The organism is Nocardioides soli, assembly GCF_014191495.1.
GTDB lineage: Bacteria > Actinomycetota > Actinomycetes > Propionibacteriales > Nocardioidaceae > Nocardioides > Nocardioides soli.
In genome coordinates this window covers 406,427-421,522 of sequence record NZ_JACHWR010000002.1, presented here as the reverse complement: position 1 = coordinate 421,522, position 15,096 = coordinate 406,427, and the positions used below count along the sequence as shown (strand labels likewise).

General features: G+C 73.5%; 17 protein-coding genes and 1 riboswitch. Of the genes, 4 read left to right on the top strand and 13 right to left on the bottom strand.

From position 1 onward, the window contains the following. Window positions 1–88 precede the first annotated feature (88 nt). The 6 genes from FHU40_RS12525 to FHU40_RS12500 all read right to left on the bottom strand — a co-directional run bounded on the left by FHU40_RS12525 (window position 89) and on the right by FHU40_RS12500 (window position 6,450). Window positions 89–1,123 (bottom strand): phosphatase PAP2 family protein, encoded by a 1,035-nt coding sequence (locus FHU40_RS12525; RefSeq protein ID WP_252275022.1) that lies wholly within the window; start codon window positions 1,121–1,123, stop codon window positions 89–91. Window positions 1,124–1,169: 46 nt separating this feature from the next. Continuing rightward, window positions 1,170–2,177 carry an ABC transporter ATP-binding protein gene (locus FHU40_RS12520; RefSeq protein ID WP_183592660.1) on the bottom strand — a complete coding sequence of 336 codons (1,008 nt, stop codon included), beginning with the start codon at window positions 2,175–2,177 and terminating at the stop codon, window positions 1,170–1,172. Beyond that, on the bottom strand, window positions 2,177–3,811 hold the full coding sequence (locus FHU40_RS12515; protein ID WP_183592659.1) for an ABC transporter permease: 1,635 nt from the start codon (window positions 3,809–3,811) through the stop codon (window positions 2,177–2,179). Before FHU40_RS12515 ends, FHU40_RS12520 begins: the two co-directional genes overlap by 1 nt. Before the next feature lie 7 nt (window positions 3,812–3,818). Continuing rightward, window positions 3,819–4,880, bottom strand: a complete 1,062-nt coding sequence (locus tag FHU40_RS12510) for a thiamine ABC transporter substrate-binding protein (RefSeq protein ID WP_183592658.1) — start codon at window positions 4,878–4,880, stop codon at window positions 3,819–3,821. Then, window positions 4,871–4,979: riboswitch (TPP riboswitch) on the bottom strand. Its footprint overlaps the gene before it by 10 nt. Window positions 4,980–4,993: 14 nt before the next feature. Continuing rightward, window positions 4,994–5,866, bottom strand: coding sequence for an RNA polymerase sigma-70 factor (locus FHU40_RS12505; protein WP_183592657.1), 873 nt, complete (start codon window positions 5,864–5,866; stop codon window positions 4,994–4,996). Next, window positions 5,863–6,450 (bottom strand): carboxymuconolactone decarboxylase family protein, encoded by a 588-nt coding sequence (locus FHU40_RS12500; RefSeq protein ID WP_183592656.1) that lies wholly within the window; start codon window positions 6,448–6,450, stop codon window positions 5,863–5,865. The genes FHU40_RS12505 and FHU40_RS12500 overlap by 4 nt, the downstream gene beginning before the upstream one ends. Before the next feature lie 91 nt (window positions 6,451–6,541). Here FHU40_RS12500 and FHU40_RS12495 point away from each other — a divergent pair, with 91 nt between their 5' ends. Both FHU40_RS12495 and FHU40_RS12490 read left to right on the top strand, forming a co-directional pair. Then, complete coding sequence (locus FHU40_RS12495; protein WP_183592655.1) at window positions 6,542–7,456, top strand: alpha/beta hydrolase; 915 nt, start codon at window positions 6,542–6,544, stop codon at window positions 7,454–7,456. Then, the gene (locus tag FHU40_RS12490) at window positions 7,453–7,893 is read left to right on the top strand and encodes a GNAT family N-acetyltransferase (protein WP_183592654.1); all 441 of its coding nucleotides are present in this window, start codon (window positions 7,453–7,455) and stop codon (window positions 7,891–7,893) included. Before FHU40_RS12495 ends, FHU40_RS12490 begins: the two co-directional genes overlap by 4 nt. On the opposite strand, the gene FHU40_RS12485 is transcribed toward FHU40_RS12490, so the two are convergent. The 6 genes from FHU40_RS12485 to FHU40_RS12460 all read right to left on the bottom strand — a co-directional run bounded on the left by FHU40_RS12485 (window position 7,883) and on the right by FHU40_RS12460 (window position 12,313). After that, entirely contained in the window at window positions 7,883–8,953 is a 1,071-nt protein-coding gene (locus FHU40_RS12485; RefSeq protein ID WP_286674295.1) for an MBL fold metallo-hydrolase, read from the bottom strand. The genes FHU40_RS12490 and FHU40_RS12485 overlap by 11 nt on opposite strands. A 10-nt stretch (window positions 8,954–8,963) precedes the next feature. Then, on the bottom strand, window positions 8,964–9,767 hold the full coding sequence (locus tag FHU40_RS12480; protein ID WP_183592653.1) for an SDR family oxidoreductase: 804 nt from the start codon (window positions 9,765–9,767) through the stop codon (window positions 8,964–8,966). A gap of 22 nt (window positions 9,768–9,789) precedes the next feature. Beyond that, window positions 9,790–11,028, bottom strand: coding sequence for an oxidoreductase (locus FHU40_RS29500; protein ID WP_343057838.1), 1,239 nt, complete (start codon window positions 11,026–11,028; stop codon window positions 9,790–9,792). 47 nt (window positions 11,029–11,075) lie between these two features. After that, window positions 11,076–11,492: a hypothetical protein gene (locus FHU40_RS12470; RefSeq protein WP_183592652.1), complete on the bottom strand. Its 417-nt coding sequence runs from the start codon at window positions 11,490–11,492 to the stop codon at window positions 11,076–11,078. Between the two features lie 78 nt (window positions 11,493–11,570). Then, a complete protein-coding gene (locus tag FHU40_RS12465) occupies window positions 11,571–11,969 on the bottom strand; it encodes a hypothetical protein (RefSeq protein ID WP_183592651.1) in 399 nt (132 codons plus the stop codon). After that, window positions 11,966–12,313, bottom strand: a complete 348-nt coding sequence (locus FHU40_RS12460; RefSeq protein ID WP_343057837.1) for a hypothetical protein — start codon at window positions 12,311–12,313, stop codon at window positions 11,966–11,968. Before FHU40_RS12460 ends, FHU40_RS12465 begins: the two co-directional genes overlap by 4 nt. A gap of 25 nt (window positions 12,314–12,338) precedes the next feature. Between FHU40_RS12460 and FHU40_RS12455 the strand changes: the two genes are divergently transcribed. Both FHU40_RS12455 and FHU40_RS12450 read left to right on the top strand, forming a co-directional pair. Beyond that, complete coding sequence (locus tag FHU40_RS12455; RefSeq protein ID WP_246390567.1) at window positions 12,339–13,112, top strand: putative protein N(5)-glutamine methyltransferase; 774 nt, start codon at window positions 12,339–12,341, stop codon at window positions 13,110–13,112. After that, entirely contained in the window at window positions 13,109–13,876 is a 768-nt protein-coding gene (locus tag FHU40_RS12450) for an MBL fold metallo-hydrolase (RefSeq protein WP_183592649.1), read from the top strand. Before FHU40_RS12455 ends, FHU40_RS12450 begins: the two co-directional genes overlap by 4 nt. Window positions 13,877–13,894: 18 nt before the next feature. Here FHU40_RS12450 and FHU40_RS12445 read toward each other — a convergent pair whose 3' ends face one another. After that, window positions 13,895–14,971: an exonuclease/endonuclease/phosphatase family protein gene (locus FHU40_RS12445; RefSeq protein ID WP_183592648.1), complete on the bottom strand. Its 1,077-nt coding sequence runs from the start codon at window positions 14,969–14,971 to the stop codon at window positions 13,895–13,897. Between the last annotated feature and the right edge of the window lie 125 nt (window positions 14,972–15,096).

Below are 15,096 nucleotides of genomic sequence, written 5' to 3'. Positions count from 1 at the left end.
AGTCCGTCACGTTTCGGCTGTTCCCAGGGCCTCGGGTCAACCGAAACGTGACGGACTATCCCGACGACCCACACCGCCGGAGCCCGCGTCAGCGGTCGACGGGGACGTGCGAGGTCGTGGTGGTGGGGTGGGAGGCGAGGCCGTGCCGGTCGAACTTCTGGCCGCTGGCGATGCCGCCGACGTAGAAGGAGATCAGGGCGATCATCACGCCACCGATGTCGTCGGCGATGTAGTGCCAGCCGAAGTAGAGGGTGGCGACGACGGTGAGGCCGAAGTTGACCCAGAAGACGATCCGGATGATCCGGTTGCGGACGGTGAACTGGACCATCAGCGCCCACAGCAGCGAGATCGCCGTGTGCAGGCTGGCGAAGCCGGCCACGGTCTGGGCCTGGCCGTCGCCCCACAGGACGCCTTGGCGCGCATTGACCAGGGAGTTCATCAGGTCGGTGGTGCCGGTGTGCGCGAGGTCGTAGAGGTAGGGGTACTCGAGGCCGGGGCCGAGCGTCGGCAGGGCGTAGTAGGACACGGTGCCGAGCGTCCACGCGATGCCCTGGGCGGTGACGAACCACCAGCCGTAGGAGAGGTTGCGCGACCAGACCAGCCAGACCGTGACCATGATGGCCACCATCGGGATGAAGAGCAGGTAGAAGCTCGACAGCACGTGCGCGACGACCGTGGTGCCGAGCACCTCGTGGATGACCGTGCCCGGGTTGTGGCCGAAGAAGAGGATCTTGTCCAGGCTGTGCAGCTCGCGGTCGTACATCCGGCCGCTCACCAGCGGCAGAAACGACTTGAGGTTCCGGTAGCAGACGTAGATCACGTAGAAGCAGGCGATGCCCAGCACGACCAGGAGCAGCCGCTCCCGGGACCAGTGCCCCTCCCAGCGCTCGCGGACCAGCTCCGGCATCCGGCGGACCCGGCCGCGCGAGAGCCACACCGCGCGCGGCACCAGGTCGAGGAAGAGCGCGCCCACGCAGAGGATCGGCAGCCGCAGCCAGGACGGCCCGAGGAAGCTGCCCTCGGGGTCGATCAGCGGCTTGCCGACGTACCACGCCGTGATCGCCGCCCACACGCCCATGACGATGGCGTTGACCACGAGCAGGGTCCAGGCGCGGCGATACACGCCCGACAGTGTAGGGAGGTTTCGAGGCGCCCCGCGCCTCGGCTCCTCAACCGCCGGGTCTGACGGGACCCGCCGGGATCGCGGCCGTACGGGAGGCATCGACCGCGATCGCGACCCGGTCGCCCGGCGCCGGATGGGCGTCCAGCCGGGCCACGGCGTCGAGCTCTCCGACGCCGTCGACGGCCACGATGAGCCTGATCTGCTCGGGTGTCACGCGGGCGGAGACCACCGTGCCGGAGAGCGCGCCGGCGTCGGCGACGACCAGCGCGGACCGGCGTACGGCGACCGCGTCGTCGCCCGGGGAGCGGCCCGCGGCCCGCAGCAGCACGTGGGCAGGATCACCCTCGAGCACCCGGGCGTAGCCGAGGAAGAGCGCGGTCTCGGCGTCGACGGGCCCGCGCCAGACCGCGGCGATGTCGCCCTGTTGCACGATCCGGCCGTCGCGCATCACCGCGAGCCGGTCGGCCACGGTGAACGCCTCGTCCTGGTCGTGGGTGACCATCAGCGCGGTGGTGCCGGCGGCGCGCAGGATGTCGCGCAGCTCGGTGGCGAGCCGCTCGCGCAGCCCGGCGTCGAGCGCCGACAGCGGCTCGTCGAGCAGCAGCAGCCGCGGCTGCACGGCGAGCGACCTCGCGAGCGCCACCCGCTGCCGCTCGCCGCCGGAGAGCGTGGCCGGCAGCCGGTGCTCGTAGCCCTCGAGCCCGACCAGCGCCAGCAGCTCGCGGACCCGGGCCGCGGCGTCGGGGGTACGCCGCAGCCGGAGCGCGTAGCCGACGTTGCGGGCCACGGTGAGGTGTCCGAAGAGCTGGCCGTCCTGGAACATCAGCGCGAAGCCGCGCCGGTGCGTCGGCACCCCGCGCAGGTCGGTGCCGTCCCACGCGACCCGGCCGGACGCGACCGGCTCGAGCCCGGCGATCGCCCGCAGCAGTGTCGACTTGCCCGACCCGCTCGGGCCGAGCACGGCGAGCACCTGGCCGTCGGCGAGGTCGAGCGAGGCGTCGACGACGGCGGGCGTGCCGTCGTACGAGACGGAGACGTCGTGCAACGACAGCATCAGAAGCTCCCCAGGGACGGGACCCGCAACCGCTCGACCGCGAGCATCACCAGCGCGGTCGTGGTCGCGAGGACGACGGAGGCGGCGAGGGCCATGCCGTAGTTCATCGCCCCCGGGTGCCCGATCAGGTGGAAGATCACGATCGGCATGGTCGGGTTCTCGTCGCGGGCGAGGAACGACGTGGCGCCGAACTCGCCGAGCGACACCGCGAACGCGAAGCCGGCGCCGGCCAGCAGCGGCTTCCACAGCACCGGCAGGTCGACGGTCGCGAACGTGCGCAGCGGCCCGGCGCCGAGCGACGCGGCGGCCTGCCGCTGCCGGTCGTCGATGCCACCGAGCGCGGGCGCCAGCGTGCGGACGACGAGCGGGAGGGCCACCAGCGCCTGGGCGATCGGCACCAGCAGGGCCGAGTCGCGCAGGTCGAGCGGCGGCTCGTCGAGCGTGATCAGGAAGCCGAAGCCGAGCGTCACCGCGGACACCCCGAGCGGCAGCATGAAGAGCCCGTCGAGCAGCCCGCGGACCCGGCGCTCGGTGCGGCTGTGCGAGCGCCGGCTCACCACGATGGCGACCAGCACGCCGAGCGTCAGCGACATCCAGGTGGCGTCGACCGCGACCCGCAGCGACGTGACCAGCGCGTGGGTGACCGGCACCAGCAGCGCCTGCCGGGAGCCCTCGGTGGTCAGCGCCCGGTAGTTGCCCAGCCCCCAGCCGTCGCCGACCTGCAGCGACCCGGCGACGAGCGCGGCGATCGGCAGGCCGACGAGGACGACGACCAGGCCGGTCGCGAGCAGGCCCGGCCAGTCGCCGCGCGAGGGCCGCGGCGCCCGGACGGTCGAGCGCGCCACGGTCGGGTCGGGCACCGCTCGCAGCCGGCTCGTGATCGCCAGCAGCGCGGTGATGGCCAGCAGCTGCACGATCGAGAGCGCGGCCGCCGCCTGCAGGTCGAGCAGGTTGGTGGTGAGCAGGTAGATCTCGGTCTCGACCGAGGAGTAGCGCAGCCCGCCGAGGGTGAGCACGACGCCGAACGCCGTCGCACAGAAGAGGAAGACCACGCTCGCGGCCGAGACGATCGCCGGGCGCAGCGCGGGCAGCGTGACCGTGCGGAAGACCTGCGCCGGGCTCGCGCCCAGGGCGGCGGCCGCCTCGGCCGGGCGCGGGTCGAGCGACTCCCACGCCGCGCCCACGGCCCGGATCACCACGGCGACGTTGAAGAACGCCAGGCCCGCCACGATGGCGCCGGCCGAGCCGTCGAAGCCCAGGAAGCCGAGCGGTCCCGCCTCCCCGATCAGCTCGCGGAAGGCGACGCCCACCACCACGGTCGGCAGCACGAACGGCACCAGCAGCGCGGCCCGCAGCGCACCCCGACCGGGGAACGTGCGGCGGTGCAGCAGGTGCGCCGCGGGCACCCCGAGCAGCACCGCCACCGCCGTGCCGGCCGAGGCCGACCAGACCGTGAACCAGACGACCCGGATCGTCCGCGGCCTGGTCAGTACCTCGGCGACCGCCCCGGGGTCGAAGCGTCCGTCGACCCACAGGCCCTCGGCGAGCATGCCGCTGACCGGGAGCACGAAGAACACGCCGAGCACGGCCAGCGGCAGCGCCGCGAGGCCGACCAGGGCGAGGGACCGGCGCATCGGACGGTCACCGCGAGGTGACGTCGCTCCATTCACGCAGCCATTCGTCGCGATGCTCGGCGATGTCGGCCGGGTCGACCTGCAGCGGGTCGGTCGGCTGCTTCGCGTACGTCGCCCACTCCTGCGGCAGCTCGACCGTCGAGTCGACCGGGAAGACGTACATGCTGTCCGGCAGCGCCGCCTGCACCTGCGGCGAGAGCAGGAAGTCGACCACCGCCTCGGCACCGTCGGGGTTGTCGGCCCCGGCGAGCACGCCGGCGTACTCGACCTGGCGGAAGCAGGTGTCGAGGAGCGCGCTGGTCGTGGACGATCCGTCGTCGCCGATCGTGAACGCCGGCGAGGAGTCGTAGGACAGCACGATCGGACGGTCGCCCTTGCCGCCGCCCTGGGTGAAGTCCACCTGGTAGGCGTCGGACCAGCCGTCGGTGAGCAGGGCGCCGTTGTCCATCAGCCGCTGCCAGTAGTCCGGCCAGTCGTCGCCGTACTCCGCGACGGTGGCCAGCAGGAACGCCATGCCCGGCGAGCTGGTCGCCGCGCCCGGGAGCACGAACAGCTTCGCGTACTCGGGCCGGGCCAGGTCGTCGAGCGACGTCGGCGGCGGCACGTCGTGGCCGGCGAACCAGCCGTCGTCGATGTTCACGCACACGCTCGCGTTGTCGACCGGGCTGAGGGCGTGGTCGTCGTCGCCCGCGAGGCGGTACTGGTCCGCGCCCTCGGGCAGCTTCGCGTCGTACGCCGCGAAGACACCCTCGCCCAGCGCCCGCGACGCGAAGGTGTTGTCGACGCCGAACGCCGCGTCGCCCAGGGGCTTGTCCTTGGTCAGCACCAGCTTGTTGGTCAGGGTGCCGGCATCGCCCGCGGCCCGGACGACGAGGTCGTAGCCGGTCTCCTGCTCGAACTGTCGCTGCAGCTTCTTCGGCAGCGCGAACGACTCGTGGGTGACGAGCACCACCGTGTCCGAGCCCTGCTCGGATGCGCTGTCGTCGCCGCCCCCGACGGTCGAGCAGGCGGTGAGGGCCAGGGCCCCCGCCGCCAGGAGGGCAGGCGTGATCGTACGGAAATATCTCAACTCCGACTCCCTTCGCCGGTGCTAACCGGAGCAGGTTCGAGGGTCTGCGGCTGGTCCGCACTCTCAGCACGCCGGTCGCGTGCTCCCCTGTCTGTGAGATCGACTCTAGCCCGTCACCTGGTCAGGGCGACCACCGCGTCCAGGCGAGCGAGCTTGGCCGGGTTGCGTACGGCGTAGAGACCCGTGACACGGCCGTCCTCGACCACCATCGACACCACGGTGTCGAGCACCCCGTCGAGCAGGATCCGCAGCGCGGGCGCGCCGTTGACGACCACCACGTCGGCCTCGGCCGGGCCCTCGGAGACTCCCTCGAGGAAGCGGACCACCTTGTCGCGGCCGAGGATCGGGCGCAGCGCGGCCTTCTTCACCCCGCCGCCGTCGGTGACCAGCACGACGTCGGGAGCGAGCACGTCCATCAGGCTCTGGATGTCGCCGGTGGCCGCCGCCCGCACGAACTGCTCGAGCACCCGGTCGCGCTCGACCTGCGTCGCCTCGGCGCGCGGGCGCCGCTCGGCGACGTGCGCCCGGGCCCGGTGGGCGACCTGGCGGACGGCGGCCGGGGTCTTGTCGACGGCGGCCGCGATCTCGTCGTAGCCGAAGTCGAAGACCTCGCGCAGCACGAAGACCGCGCGCTCGGTCGGCCCGAGGGTCTCCAGCAGGGTCAGCATCGCCAGCGACACCGAGTCGGCGAGCTCGACGTCCTCGGCGACGTCGGGGGTGGTCAGCAGCGGCTCGGGCAGCCACGGCCCGACGTACGACTCGCGGCGGCGGGCGTTGGCGCGCATCCGGTTCAGCGCGAGCCGGGTGGTGATCCGCACCAGGTAGGCGCGCTCGTCGCGCACCTCGGCCACGTCGACGTCGACCCAGCGCAGCCAGGTCTCCTGGAGCACGTCCTCGGCGTCCGCGGCGGAGCCGAGCATCTCGTAGGCGACCGTGAACAGCAGGTTGCGGTGCCGCACGAAGACGTCGGTCGACCGGACCGTCATGGCTGCCTCACACTGCCCGACGGTACGGCGAGCGGCAGCTCGCACACATCCGAGTATCCCTGCGCCTGCAGGCCGGCGGCGGAGTTGAACCGCGAGCGCATGTTCTCCAGCGCGACCATCTGGGTCAGCTCGACGACGGCCGGCGTGCCGAGCTGCTCCAGCAGGCTCGCGGTCATCTCGTCGGTGACGGTCGGCGGCGTCGTCGACATCGCCTCGGCGTACGCCAGCACCTCCCGCTCCAGCGGGGTGAAGACGTCGGACTCGCGCCAGCGCGGCACCTCGCGCACCTTGGCGAGGTCGAGACCGTCGTGGTGGGCCAGGTAGTAGCCGAAGTCGAGGCACCAGCTGCAGCCGATCACGGCGGCACTGGCGAGCTGGGCGTAGGACTTGAGCGTCGGGTCGAGGGCGTCCCACTTCGCGACCTTGCCCTCGAAGCCGAGCACCGCCTTGAGCACGGGCTTGTGGTGGAAGTAGACGTAGGCGTTGTCGGGGATCTCGCCGAAGGTGCGGCGGGCGTAGATCGACATCAGCCGCCCGTAGAGGCCGGTGATCGGCGCCTTCGGGATGCGGAACGTGCTGGGCATCTCTCCTCCTCGGATCGGTCGGTCTGGCATGAAGACACCGCTCGGCCCGCTCGTGTGACATCCCTGCTGCCGCGATCTCTACGCTGGGCCCATGCCGAGCCGCCGCCACGACCTCCTCGCCTGGGCGATCCCGCGGATGCGCCGGTCGCGGGAGCTCGTCTCACCCGACGAGGAGCGGGCCCGCATCGAGGCCTGGCACCGCACGCTCGAGCCGAGACTGCCCACCCAGGCGGTGCGCCGCTTCGACCGGCGCTTCTCGGTGGTCACCGAGATGGTGCCCGGGCCGGCCGGCACGTTCCCGTCGTACGTCGTGACTCCGCGACACAGCGATCCGCGGACCACCGTCGTCTACCTGCACGGCGGTGGGTACGTCGCCGGCATCGACCCCTTCCACGTGCGCTACCTGGCCCGGCTGGCCGATGCCCTCGACGCGCGGATCGTGGTCCCCGACTACCCGCTCGCGCCCGAGCACACCTGGCGCGACTCCCACGAGGAGCTCGCCGACCTGGCCGGCCGGTGGGCCAAGGACTCCGAGCGGCTGGTGCTCGCGGGCGACTCGGCCGGCGGCGGCTACGCGCTGGCCCTGGCGCTGACGCTGCGCGACCGGGGCGGCCCGCAGCCCGACCGGCTGCTGCTGATCTCGCCGTGGGTCGACCTGACGACGAGTACCCCGGAGACCGAGGAGTTCTCCGGCCGGGACCCGTGGCTGTTCCTCGGCAAGCTGCGGGAGTACGCCGCGTGGTGGGCCGGCTCGCCCGACGACCTCGGCCGGCCGGAGGTCTCCCCCGCGCTCGGCGACCTGGCCGGGCTGCCGCCGGCGCTGATGTTCTGCGGCACCCGCGACACGCTCGCCCCGGGCTGCCGGCTGCTCGACCGCCGCGCGGCCGACACCGACTGGGACCTCGCCTACGTCGAGGTGGCCGACCTCGTGCACGTCTACCCGCTGCTGCCGCTGGTCCCCGAGGCCGAGGACGCCTGGTCCCGGACCTTGGAGTTCCTGCGATGAAGGTCGTCGCCGTCGCGTTCGGGCAGCTCGACCCGTACGCCGTCTACGGCGTCTGCAAGCTGCGCCAGGACGTGTTCGTCGTCGAGCAGCGGTGCCCCTACCCCGACCTCGACGCGCGCGACGTGGAGCCGGAGACCCGGCACGTGCTGCTGCTTCACGACGACGCTCTACTGGGCTACGCACGCGTCGTCGACGACGCCGTCGACGGCCGGGCCGTCTGGCGGATCGGCCGGGTCCTGCTGGCGCCCGACGCGCGCGGGCAGGGGCTGGCCGACCCCGTCATGGAGACCGCGCTGTCGGTGGCGAAGGAGCGCGACGTCGTACTCGACGCCCAGTCGCCGCTGGCGCGGTGGTACACGACGTTCGGGTTCGTGGTGGACGGGCCGGAGTTCCTGGAGGACGGGATCCCGCACACGCCGATGCGGCTCAGCCGGTGACGGCCGTGAACACCACGCCATCGGGGGTCTCCGTGCGGGTGACCCGGCCGCGGGCGGCGAGCAGCTCGAGGTGGGCCTTGGTCTCCATCGCGGCCATGCCGCGGGAGAACTCGTCGAGCTCGTCGTAGGCCTTCTCGTGCCGGGTCCAGCCGAGCCGCCGGGCGACCTCCTGCGACGTGGACGGGCCGGAGTCGAGGGCGGCCAGGCTCTGGTCGAGCCGGTGGTCGTGGTGGGCGAGCAGCTCGTCGACCCGCGCATGCGACGACGGGGCGACCGGGCCGTGCGCGGGCAGGATCGTCAGGTCGGGCAGTCCGCGCACCTTGGTCAGCGACGCGAGGAAGTCGCCGAGCGGCTGCGGCACCGGCGGCGTGGTGAACCCGATCGACGGGGTGATCGTCGGGAGCACGTGGTCACCGGCGAACAGCAGGCCCGCCGCCTGGTCGGCGAAGACGTAGTGGCCCGGGGTGTGCCCGGGCGTGTGCACGGCGTCGAGGGTGCGCGGGCCGACCGAGATCTGCAGGTCGCCCTCGAGCCAGGTGTCGGGGTAGGCCCACCACGCCGGGTCCGGCAGGTCGAACTCGTCGGGCCCCTGGTTCCAGAGCTCGGCGAGGTCGCGCGCCCCGGCCGAGACGAGCGGCTGGGTGAAGGGGCTCTCGGTCAGCGACTCGAGGTCGTTGAGCAGGTCGAGGCCGGGCTTCTCGTCGGCGCCGAGCGCCACCTCGGCGCCGTACTCCTTCCCGAGCACGGCGGCCATCGTGTAGTGGTCGCGGTGGATGTGGGTGACCAGGAACCGCTTGATGTCGCCGAAGCCGTAGCCCACGTCGCGCAGGCACCGCTCGAGCAGGTCGCGGGCCACCTCGATCGCCCAGCCACCGTCGATGAGGGTGAGACCGTCGGCGGTCTCGAGGACGTAGACGTTGACCGCCTTCAGCCCGTCCATCGGCAGCGGCAGCGGGATCCGGTGGATGCCTTCGGCGACCCGCCAGGCACCCTCCTTCGACCAGTGCTCGCCGGAGTCGGGCGAGATGGCGTGGGCGGTCGACGTCGAGGAGGTGCTCACGGTCCGGACCCTACGGGGCCACGTCGGGGAACCCGAGGTCCAGGGTCGGCTGCTGGATGCCGCCGTCGATCTCCAGCAGCTTGCCGGTGACGTACTGCCCGGCCCGCGAGGCGAGGTAGACGACCCCGGCGGCGATGTCCTCCGGCTCACCGACCCGGCGCAGCGGCGTCTTGGTCTCCAGCTGGCCCATCAGCTCCGGCTGGCCCGCGACGTACTCGAGCGCGCTGGTCATGATCGAGCCGACGTAGATGCCGTTGACCCGGATCCGCGGTGCGAGGTCCTGGGCCGCCATCTTGGTCCAGTGCGCGAGCGCGGCCTTGGCCGTGCCGTAGGCGAGGAAGCCGCGGTCGGCGGTGCGGCCCATCATCGAGCTGATCGTGACGACGCTCTTCTGCTGGTCCGCATCCTTCAGCATCAACGGCACCGCGGCCCTGGTCAGGGCGTGCGCGGTGGTGACGTTGAAGCTGAACGCCTCGTTGAGGAACTCGCTGCTGGTGTCGAGGAACGCACTGGGGAACGTGCCACCGACGTTGTTGACGACCGTGTCGAGCCGCCCGAGCTCGTCGTACGCCGCCTGTGCCAGGCCGGCCACCGCGTCGAGGTCGCTGAGGTCGGCCGGGACGACGACGCAGCGCCGCCCGGTGGCCCGCACCCGCTCGGCGACCACGTCGAGCTGCCGCTCGGTGCGCGCGGAGATCAGCACGTCGGCGCCGGCCTCGGCGAGCGCGACCGCGGTGGCCGCACCCAGCCCGCGGCCGGCGCCGGTGACGATCGCGACCTGCCCGTCGACGGAGAAGCGCTCCAGGATGCTCATGCAGGGCAATCTAGAACACGTTCTACTGCATCGGGAAGGGCGGGTCGATCACCACGCACCGCGTGCCGGAGTAGATCGTCGGCATGCACCGGTTGCAGTGGATGCAGACCCCCTCGGCGGCGCGGCCGGCGGCGAGCCGGGCGACCAGGTCCGGCTCGCGGAGCAGGGCGCGGCCCATGGCGACGAAGTCGAAGCCGTCGGCCATCGCCTGCTCCATCGTGTCGGCGCGGTTGATGCCGCCGAGCAGCATCAGCGGCATCGACAGCGCCTCGCGGAAGCGCAGCGCCTTCGCGCGGAAGTAGGCCTCCTCGAAGGGGTAGGTCTTGAGGAAGCCGCGACCGATCGGCGTGCGCATCCCCCACCGCACCGGGAACGGCATCGACTCGGCGAACTCGCGCACAGGGGTCTCGCCGCGGAAGAGGTACATCGGGTTCATCAGCGAGGAGCCGCCGCTGAGCTGGAGCGCGTCGAGGGCCCCGTCGGACTCGAGCATCGCGGCGTACTCGATGCCCTCGTCGGTCGTCACGCCGCCCTTGAATCCGTCGGAGACCGAGATCTTCGCGGTCACGGCGCAGGAGTCGCCGACCTCGTCGCGGACCGCCCGGGCGACCTGGCGGCCGAGTCGGGCCCGGCGCTCCAGCGGGCCGCCCCAGTCGTCCTTGCGGCGATTGAGGCCGGGCGCGAGGAACGACGAGATCAGGTAGCTGTGCGCCATGTGCAGCTCGAGCACGTCGAAGCCCGCGTCGACCAGCGTGCGCGCGGCGGCGACGTAGTCGCGGGTGATCCGCGTCAGGTCGGCGTCGCTGGCCGACCGGACCATCTGCATCGACAGCGGGCTCGGCATCCGGCTGGCGGCCAGCGCGTGGACGCCGTTGGAGCGGCCGTTGGCGACCGGGCCGGCGTGCCCGACCTGGCCGGCGATCGCGGCGCCGGCCTCGTGGATCGCGTCGGCCATCCGGGCCAGACCCCCGCGGGTCTGCGGCCCCACCACGATCTGCTCGCGATGGGTGCGGCCCTCGGGCGCCACCGCGAGGTAGGCGACCGTCGTCAGGCCGACGCCGCCGCGGGCCACCGCGAGGTGGTAGTCGATGAGCGCGTCGGTCACCCGGCCCTGCGGCGCCCGCCCCTCGAACGTCGCGGCCTTGACGGTCCGGTTGCGCAGCCGGACCGGACCCAGCCGGGCGGGCGCGAAGACGTCGGGCGCAGGCACGTCGGGCGCGGGCACGTCGGCCGCGGGGCGCTGCGATGCATCGGATGCCACCCCCCGAATCTAGAACACGTTTCAGTATCGGGCCAGGCCGGTCCGGATCACGCGGCGGCGAGCTGGAACAGCTCGGGCTCACTCAGCTCGGCGAGCAGCCGGGCCTCGCTGTCGTCGTAGGGCCGCTCGTCGCGCAGGATCCGCAGCAGGCCGGCGTAGCCGTGGCCGGCAGCCAGGGCGAGCACCAGCGCCTCGGCGCCGAGCCGGTCGAGCCAGGTCCACAGCGTCACGGCGTCGACGCGGTGCCGGACCACCCGGGACATCACGAAGTCCGCGTGGGCGGCGGGCAGCTCGGCATCGAGGCGCCGGTGGACGTCGCCGAGGTTGGCGAGCGCCGGGTGGCGGGTGACTCGGCGGGCGCGACGGGCCGCCTCACGGCGGCGGGAGCGGGGGGTCGCGCTCGCGGTGGCGACGTACGCGATCAGCACGACGGTCGGCACGACGATGGCGATCAGGGTGTTCACGGTGGTTCCTTGCTGGTGGGGGACGGACGACCCCACGCTCCCGCGCACCACTTGGCCCCCACTGGGGACGCACTGGGATCAGGCTGGGGACCGGCGCTGCCGGCGCAGCCAGACCAGGCCCGCCACGGGCAGCGCCGCGGGCACGAAGCCGTAGCCGATGCCGTAGTCGGACCACACCGACGCGTCCGGGAACCAGTCCGGGACCAGCAGCGACACCGTGCCCACCGTGAGCACGCCGGCCAGCTCGATCCAGAGCATCACGCTGGCGAAGCCGGTGTGCCCGGACGACGCCTGGCGGATCGCCCACCAGCCGAGCGCGTAGGTGGCGGCGGCCGCGAGCGAGAGCCAGTACGCCACCGGCGCCTCGTCGTAGCGCGTCGTCAGCTGCACCAGCGACCGGGCGCCGGCCGCGAGGGCGAACAGCGCGTAGAGCGCGAGCAGCACCTGGTGCGGCCCGGAGCGCGGGGCCTCGCTCATCCGGTCATCTCGAGCCGGACGGCGATCACGCCGACCGCCAGCGCGGCGACCGCGAGCACGGCCGAGGACCACGGGGCGCGGTCGCCCTCGACGGACCTGATCGCGATCGGCAGCACGCACACCGAGGCGAGCAGGTAGCCGACGTACGTCGAGACCGAGTCGGGTCCGTCCCCGCGGAACGCCGACAGGCCGACCAGCGCGCGGACCACGAGCAGCAGCTCCAGCATCCAGGCCATCTGGTCCAGCCATGCGGGCCGCTCGCCCCTGCGCACCGCGACCATGACGGCGAGGACGACGACCAGGGCGGCGTACCCGACCACGATCCAGGTGATCTGGGTGGACACGCTCGGCATGGGAGCATCATCGACCATGGACCTGGACGACCTGGTGGCCGCCCTCCGCGCGGCCGGCTGCGTCTTCGCCGAGGACGAGGCTCGCGTGCTGCTCGCGGCCGCCGACGGCGACCACGCCGCGCTGGCCCGGATGCTCGCCGAGCGGGTGGCGGGGGCGCCGCTGGAGCTCGTCGTGGGGTACGCCGACTTCTGCGGGCTGCGGATCGCCGTCGCGCCGGGCGTCTTCGTGCCCCGGCAGCGCTCGGCGCTGCTGGCCCGCACGGCGGCCGCGGAGCTGCGGCCGGGCGACGTCGCGGTCGACCTGTGCTGCGGCACCGGGGCGCTCGGCGCCGTGCTGCTCGCGGGCCTGCCCGGCCTCGAGGTGTACGCCGCCGACGTCGACCCCGCCGCGGTCGCGTGCGCCCGCCGCAACCTGCCCGCCGACCGGGTCGTCGAGGGCGATCTGTATGCCGCGCTGCCGGAAGAGCTGCGCGGACGGGTGCGGGCACTGGTCGCGAACGCGCCGTACGTGCCGACCGACGAGATCGCGCTGATGCCGCCCGAGGCCCGCGACCACGAGCACCGGGTCGCACTCGACGGCGGCGCCGACGGGCTGGATGTGCAGCGCGGCGTGATCGCCGGGGCGCCGGCCTGGCTCGCCCCGCAGGGGCGGCTGCTGATCGAGACCGGCCGCGACCAGGCCGACCGGACCGCGGGACTGCTGGCCGCGGCCGGGCTCGAGCCCACGATCGTGACCGACGAGGAGATCGGCGCCACGGTGGCCGTCGGACGCCTTACAGTGCGAGCATGACCGGCCTCGCGGTGACCTGGTGGGGTCACGCGTCGGCGACCGTCGAGATCGGCGGCGCCCGGGTGGCGGTCGATCCGCTGCTCTCCGACCGGCTCTTCCACCTGCGGCGCTACGCGCCGAGCCCGAGCGGCGCGGCGTACGACGTGGACGTGGTGGTCGTCTCGCACCTGCACCACGACCACCTGCACCTGCCGTCCCTGCGCCGGGTGTCCCGCGACGTGCCGATCCTGGTGCCCCGCGGCGGGGAGGGCCTGCTGCGCTCGCTCGACCACGGGCGGGTCCGCCCGGTCGTGCCCGGCGAGGTCGTCGAGGTGGCCGGGGTGACGATCCGGGTGCTGCCCGCCACGCACGACGGCGGCCGCGGGCCGCACACCCGGATCACGGGGCCGCCGCTCGGCTTCCGCATCGACGCCGGTCCGCGGTCGTTCTGGTTCCCGGGCGACACCGAGCTGCGCGAGGACATGGACGAGGTCGGCCACGTCGACCTGGCGCTGATCCCCATCGGGGGCTGGGGCCCGACGCTGGAGGACGGACACATGGACCCGGTCGCCGGGGCCGCCGCCGTCGCCCGGGTCGGCGCGGACGTCGCGGTGCCCGTGCACTGGGGCACGTTCTGGCCGCTCGGCCTGCGCCAGGTGGCCCGGGCCAACCACCAGCGGCTGTTCGTCACGCCCGGCGACCGGTTCGTGGCGGCGCTGGGCGACGCGGCACCGGGCACCACGGCGACGCTGGCCCGGCCCGGCGAGCGGGTCGTGATCGAGTAGCCGGCTCAGCCTCGAGGCTCAGGTCAGCCGCAGCCGGACCACGATCGGCCGGTGGTCGCTGTTGAAGTCCGGCAGCACCCAGTGCCGCAGGAACTCCATCCGCCCCTCGCGCCGCGCGGCCCGGTCGACCCAGACGTAGTCGATGCGCCGCTGGAGCTCGGGGTACGTCGGAGGCGTCCGCGCGCCGAGTGCCTGGTACGACGAGATCGCGACCCGGCCGAGCATCCGGATCGGGCCGCCGGGCGAGCGCTGCCGAGCATCGGCGCGGGCGTCGAAGTTGAGGTCGCCGGTGCCGACCACCCACCGGCTGCCGACCCGGCTCCAGGCCCGGGCGATCCGCGCGAGGTGCTGGCGGGCCCGCGAGGCGTTCAGGGTGGCGGCCCAGCGGCCGGGCACCCCCTCGTCCTCGATCATCGTCGGCAGGTGGGCGTCGAGCACGGTGAGCCGCCGCCCGCTCTCGCGGTGCTCGAGGGTGACGATCGCGATCCGGCGGCCGGCGAAGGGGTAGCGCCCCTCGTCGGGGCGGACGCCGGGGATGCCGTAGACGAGCTTCGAGCGCACCAGCCGGAACCTGTCGGCCCGCCACGAGACCGCCAGCTCGGAGATGTCGCCGCGGCGCTCGAAGGTCGCCGTGCGCCAGCCCGGCAGCGAGCGCAGCACGGAGCGGAAGTGCTGGGCCTCCTGCCAGCCGACGACGTCGACGGCCGGGTCGGCGGTGAGCCGGCGCGCGTCGGCGCGCGCCTGCTCGGGGGTGAGCAGCCGGAGCATGTTCATGCTGGCGACGCCGATGTCGACGGCCGGCTGGAGCGGTGCCACGTCGGCTCCGGTCGCGGCCCGTCCGCCGCGACTCGACGTCTCGACCCGGCGGACCAGGCGCGGCTCGATCGAGCGGGGCGTGGCGGCGGCGCTCGTCGGTGGGTCGACATGAACTGCCGACGGGTCGGCCGGCGGATCGGTCGGCCGGTCGTCGGCGACCGCCGGCGCGACCAGCACGCCCAGCACGGTGACGAGCAGCAGCAGCGGCGGCGGGCCCGCCCAGGCGGCACGCCGTCGCCGTACGTCGTCACGGCGCCCGCGACGGACCCGTCGGACCACGCGGCTTCCCCTCCGGCTCGGTCGATCGACGTCGATCACGCTAGCCCCGAGAGCCCCTCCCGCCCCGGAGGCCACGCCGATGTCCGGCCCGGGGGCCGCTGTCCGGCGCGGGCACGCGAGCCAGT

Bases quoted from the DNA above. Each gene is read 5' to 3' on its own strand.
- FHU40_RS12520 (WP_183592660.1), bottom strand. From the start codon at position 2,177: ATGCTGTCGTTGCACGACGTCTCCGTCTCGTACGACGGCACGCCCGCC.
- FHU40_RS12515 (WP_183592659.1), bottom strand. From the start codon at position 3,811: ATGCGCCGGTCCCTCGCCCTGGTCGGCCTCGCGGCGCTGCCGCTGGCC.
- FHU40_RS12505 (WP_183592657.1), bottom strand. From the start codon at position 5,866: ATGACGGTCCGGTCGACCGACGTCTTCGTGCGGCACCGCAACCTGCTG.
- FHU40_RS12500 (WP_183592656.1), bottom strand. From the start codon at position 6,450: ATGCCCAGCACGTTCCGCATCCCGAAGGCGCCGATCACCGGCCTCTAC.
- FHU40_RS12495 (WP_183592655.1), top strand. From the start codon at position 6,542: ATGCCGAGCCGCCGCCACGACCTCCTCGCCTGGGCGATCCCGCGGATG.
- FHU40_RS12490 (WP_183592654.1), top strand. From the start codon at position 7,453: ATGAAGGTCGTCGCCGTCGCGTTCGGGCAGCTCGACCCGTACGCCGTC.
- FHU40_RS12480 (WP_183592653.1), bottom strand. From the start codon at position 9,767: ATGAGCATCCTGGAGCGCTTCTCCGTCGACGGGCAGGTCGCGATCGTC.
- FHU40_RS12465 (WP_183592651.1), bottom strand. From the start codon at position 11,969: ATGAGCGAGGCCCCGCGCTCCGGGCCGCACCAGGTGCTGCTCGCGCTC.
- FHU40_RS12455 (WP_246390567.1), top strand. From the start codon at position 12,339: ATGGACCTGGACGACCTGGTGGCCGCCCTCCGCGCGGCCGGCTGCGTC.
- FHU40_RS12450 (WP_183592649.1), top strand. From the start codon at position 13,109: ATGACCGGCCTCGCGGTGACCTGGTGGGGTCACGCGTCGGCGACCGTC.